Source organism: Pseudoalteromonas sp. SR44-5 (assembly GCF_014163675.1).
GTDB lineage: Bacteria > Pseudomonadota > Gammaproteobacteria > Enterobacterales > Alteromonadaceae > Pseudoalteromonas > Pseudoalteromonas rhizosphaerae.
This window is the reverse complement of the sequence record NZ_JACJDT010000088.1, coordinates 1-4,447: the sequence shown is the minus strand read 5'-3', so window position 1 is coordinate 4,447 and position 4,447 is coordinate 1. Positions and strand designations below refer to the sequence as shown.

2 protein-coding genes are annotated in these 4,447 nt (G+C 41.1%); both read right to left on the bottom strand.

Features of this window, described 5'->3' with window-relative positions; all coding sequences use genetic code 11:
* Positions 1 to 80: 80 nt before the first annotated feature.
* Positions 81 to 1,376, bottom strand: a complete 1,296-nt coding sequence (gene nagP, locus H5154_RS22280) for an N-acetylglucosamine MFS transporter NagP (RefSeq protein ID WP_149980543.1) — start codon at positions 1,374 to 1,376, stop codon at positions 81 to 83.
* Positions 1,377 to 1,631: 255 nt separating this feature from the next.
* Positions 1,632 to 4,280: a family 20 glycosylhydrolase gene (locus H5154_RS22275; protein WP_182719663.1), complete on the bottom strand. Its 2,649-nt coding sequence runs from the start codon at positions 4,278 to 4,280 to the stop codon at positions 1,632 to 1,634.
* Positions 4,281 to 4,447 lie beyond the last annotated feature (167 nt).

Sequence of the window (4,447 nt, the reverse complement as noted above, 5' to 3'; positions counted from 1 at the left end):
GTTCTAGGTTCTAGGTTCTAGGTTCTAGGTTCTAGGTTCTACAAAGCTAAACTTTTACCTTGAACCTTTCAACTTTAATCTTACTTCCAGCTTTTCATCTTGTGCCCTTTTACAGCATAGAAAAGAATGAATAAATAACAAGGTAACATTACGATATAAGCGCCCTGCTGGGCCGCGGCAGAATCCACACCACCACTTGCTAGACCCCAAAATAGAGGACCAAATGCCCCACCGGCGATGCCCATTACAAGCAGGCCAGAACCAACACTGGTTAATTTACCTAACCCAGACAACGCTAACGGCCATACCGCAGGCCATACAATAGCATTAGCAAATCCTAACACAGCTATCATCAATAGTGTATCTGGTAATTGCACTTCTAAACCAAGCGCTGTTGCGATCACAACTGAACTAGTATCGCTAAATACCACGGCAAGTGTTAATACACAGCCTAAAATTGCAGACACACTTAGCGCTGCTTGCTGCGAAATAACACGCGGAATAAGCACAATACCAACTATATAACCTAACACCATGCAGCTCATTGTATAAGAGGTCATGACACTATATTTTTCAATACCTAGCGACAATGCAAAAGTACCAATGGTATCGCCTGCAATCACCTCCACGGCTACATAAACGAATAATGCAACCACACCTAATGCTAGGCTTGGGTGAGAAAGTGCTTCTTTTACTTGTCCTTTAGCACCTTGCTCCTCATCATCAATAAGCTCTGGTAATGGCATTTTTGTCACTGCAAATGCCAATGCACCAATAAATAGCGCTAACCCTAAATAAGGATAAATTAAACTATTTGCCATTGAATCAATTTCAGCTTGTGATAAATCTTTACCAACAAGGCCAGTAAAATCGCTTAGAATTAACGCTGTAAATACGATTGGCGCAATTACGCCAGCGCCTTTATTCAATATCCCCATGATGCTGACACGTGCTGCGGCCGATTCCTCAGGCCCAATCCGAACAACATACGGGTTAACTGCAGTTTGCAACAAGGTTTGCCCTGCCCCCATAACCAACTGCGCAAATAAAAACAGCACAAATACTTGAGTTTTTGCAGCTGGAATAAATAATAAACCTGCCACCATCATGGTTGCCATACCGAGTGCCATGCCATTTTTATAACCGACTTTACGAATGATCATCGCCGACGGTACAGCAGTAAACGTCACCGCTATATAAAACGAGAATAAAATCAGTGAGGCTTGAAATGGACTCAGCTGTAATACTTGTTTTAAGTATGGCATTAGTGAACCATTTAACCAGGTTGCAAAACCTAGGATAAAAAATAAAGTGGCAACAATGGCCATGGGTATAAAATTACTTTGTTTATTTATTTTTGACACTGTGGCTTCCATAAAACTTCTTCTTGTTGCGAGCTATCGTTATAATTATTTATTGCAATTAAGTTCAAAAAACTTAAATCGACGATTAGCGTTGCTGTATTTTATAACACCTTGGCGACATTTAAATGACAATGTCGAAACAAAAATGACAGCGCTGCCATAAAACTTTACGTTAATTACAGCCATATTACTAGTAACAATTTATTTTACAACGACACAAAAAAGGGCCTTTATGGCCCTTTCAAAACGTAATTAGTTACTAATATATTAATTTATATGAGTAATTCTGCTTTTTAGTTTGCTATCTAAGCTACTACGTAATGCTACAGACTGCTGTTCAGAAACACTGATCGGAGCTGTATATTGCTGCCAACTCGCGCCATTATCTAAACTATACTCGGTATTTAAATATGTAAATGGCGTATTAACCTCAAGCTGACCATTGTTAATCACGCCACCGGGTACCGGCAAATGTAAAGTTATGCCTGCATTGGCCAATTTATTAAGCTCTTTCAAACCAACTGCAGCAGAGAATTGTGCCCAGTCTTTTTCTTGGCTTTTACGATCAACCTGCTCGCCTTCCCATGGTGCTTTATGCCATGCACGCTCAGCGACAGACAGAATACGCGGGAATATCATTGCCAATACTTGCTCTTCGGTTCGAATAGTTTCAGACCAAACTTGTCCTTGCATACCTAAGATGTTTTCTGGCTTTTCTAATTTTGGTAGTGGACGACCAACTAAAGCTTCAAGGTTATCTATCGGCTCCCGTGTTCGGGTGTAATCTGCATTTGCATACACATCGTCTGGCATATAATTAAATGCTTTTTTAGTATCGGTATAGCGAGTTGCCCAATAATACCCACGTTCTTCTGGGTGAGCTTCATAAGGATGGTCAAAGTATAAGTGTGTACCATGCGATAGAATCACTTGGTAGCCAGCATTGGCAAGGCGATAAGCTCTGTCTGCAACACCCCACTCCCAAATATTGTCCCAGACGTTTGCTGTAAAGGTTTTGTTTGGAAACTCGTCGCGCTTAAATGGGTTTGTTTGGTCATACATTAAACCATCTTCCCATGCGCCAGGCGAAATCCCGCGTTTTTCAAGTAACTTGGCCACACGTTGTGTAAAGTAAGGTTTAAGATCTGCGGCACCGGCAACACCATTATTTGGATCGGCAAACATTGCTTGGCATATTGGCGAGCCAACCCATGAACCGGCCCCTACTTCATCACCACCAAAGTGCAAGTTAGTCAATTGCACACCGGCTTCGCGGTACATTTGTTGTAATTCGTAGGTAACCTTATCTAAAAAAGCATAGGTTGAATCCATGCATACGTTCATCGAGTTATCTTTGTAGTTTTGCACCGTCATATAAACCGAGGTGTCTTTTGGATCACTCAATAAATACTGGGTTGCAGCACTGATATCGACTTGCTGCGTTTCTTTCCCCGCATTCTTTTTATTAACAAGCTTATTTTTGGCTACTCGTTGCGCCTCATCGGCAAGCTTATGATAACGTGCTTCCATTGCTTTAATTGATGCGCGAGCATGCCCCGGCCCTTCAATTTCTGGAATAATCTGAATATGGCGATCTTTAGCAAACTTTAATAATTCAACAAATTCACTACGAGTTAAGTAACCGTTACCTGAGCCGGATTTAAATGGTCCGGTGCCTAACTGGGTTAATAAACATTCTCTTTCTTCAAGGTCAAAACAGCGATAACCACCAATATCAGTTAACTCTGGTAATCCTGGAATTTCTAAGCGCCAACCTTCATCTTCGGAAAAGTGCCAATGTAGTTTATTCATTTTATAACGCGCCATTTGCTCAACCAATTTGAACATAGCGTCTTTACCGTGATAATTACGGCCATTATCATAGTGCATGCCACGCCAGCCATAGCGTGGGCTGTCTTCAATCTCAAGTTGTGGAATGTCTACAGTCCCTTGGCTATTTGCTGGGAGTAGATTAAGTAAGCTCTGCATGGCATAGAATACACCGGCATTATCACTACCAACAATTTCAATACGATCGTCATCTATTTCAAGAGTGTAACTTTCTGATTTACCATCGGCCAACTGTGGATTTACTTTTAAGCTGATCAGTTTTTCTTTTGCTAGTTTGATGTGATCTGGCTGGGCTTTTAAGGTCAGGCCATAGTCATCTTGCAAATCTTGCATAAACACCATGACTTCGTTCTTTAACTGACCTTGGAAAGTGATCTGCCAGCTGCTATCAAGTGTCGCAGTGCCGCGATTAAACTCTACTTTTTGTGGCTTTGGAATGATCCGCTTTAATGCGTCTTGTTGCGATACTTGACTTGTCGTTTGTTGATTACGCTCAAAACGCACTTGTGGGGTGACTAATACCGTTAAATCTTTTGGCTCGTTATAACGGCGCAGTTGATTTTCACGCTCAAACGGTGCAACAAACTGGGTCATATCTTCACTGTCAGTATTTGCAAAAATAGCCGGTTTATTATCACCAGAGACAAAAAAAGCACGTGGCATAAAGTCAGAATAAGCAACCACCCAAACTTGAGCGTCAAACTCAAGTACTAAGCTTTTACCTGAAGCTAACCCTGTAAAGTTTTTAGTTGGGGTAATGCGGTGTAAATCGCCATTTACGTGTTCAATATTTAAACCCGCAACTAGCTCAGTACTGATCTTACGAACTGAGTGAATATACAACTGCCAGTCACTTTCACCTGCAGGAAGTGCAATATCAGATTGGTTGTTTAGTGTAATTGTTCCTAAAAAACCAGCGGCTTTATTATGAAAGTTATCAACCACAGCAAATGTCAGGGTGGTTTCTTTGGCAAAGTTATTCACATCATTTTGCGAAAACTGCGCCTGCGCCATTAATGGCATTATCGCGATCAAACTTGCTAAAGTTCGCTTTTTAAAATCCATTGCTCTCTCCTCGTTGTATACCCTAAGACTACGCATTTCCCCCCACGTAATCTGTTATTTATTATTATTTATTCACCTCCATCATATAAAAGATAAAATGACAGCGCTATCATTAATTGAAAGAATAGGGAATAAGCGGTAAGCGGTAAGCGGTAAGCGGTAAGCGG

Coding starts and splice junctions, on each gene's coding strand:
- nagP (WP_149980543.1), bottom strand. CDS start 1,376: ATGGAAGCCACAGTGTCAAAAATAAATAAACAAAGTAATTTTATACCC.
- H5154_RS22275 (WP_182719663.1), bottom strand. CDS start 4,280: ATGGATTTTAAAAAGCGAACTTTAGCAAGTTTGATCGCGATAATGCCA.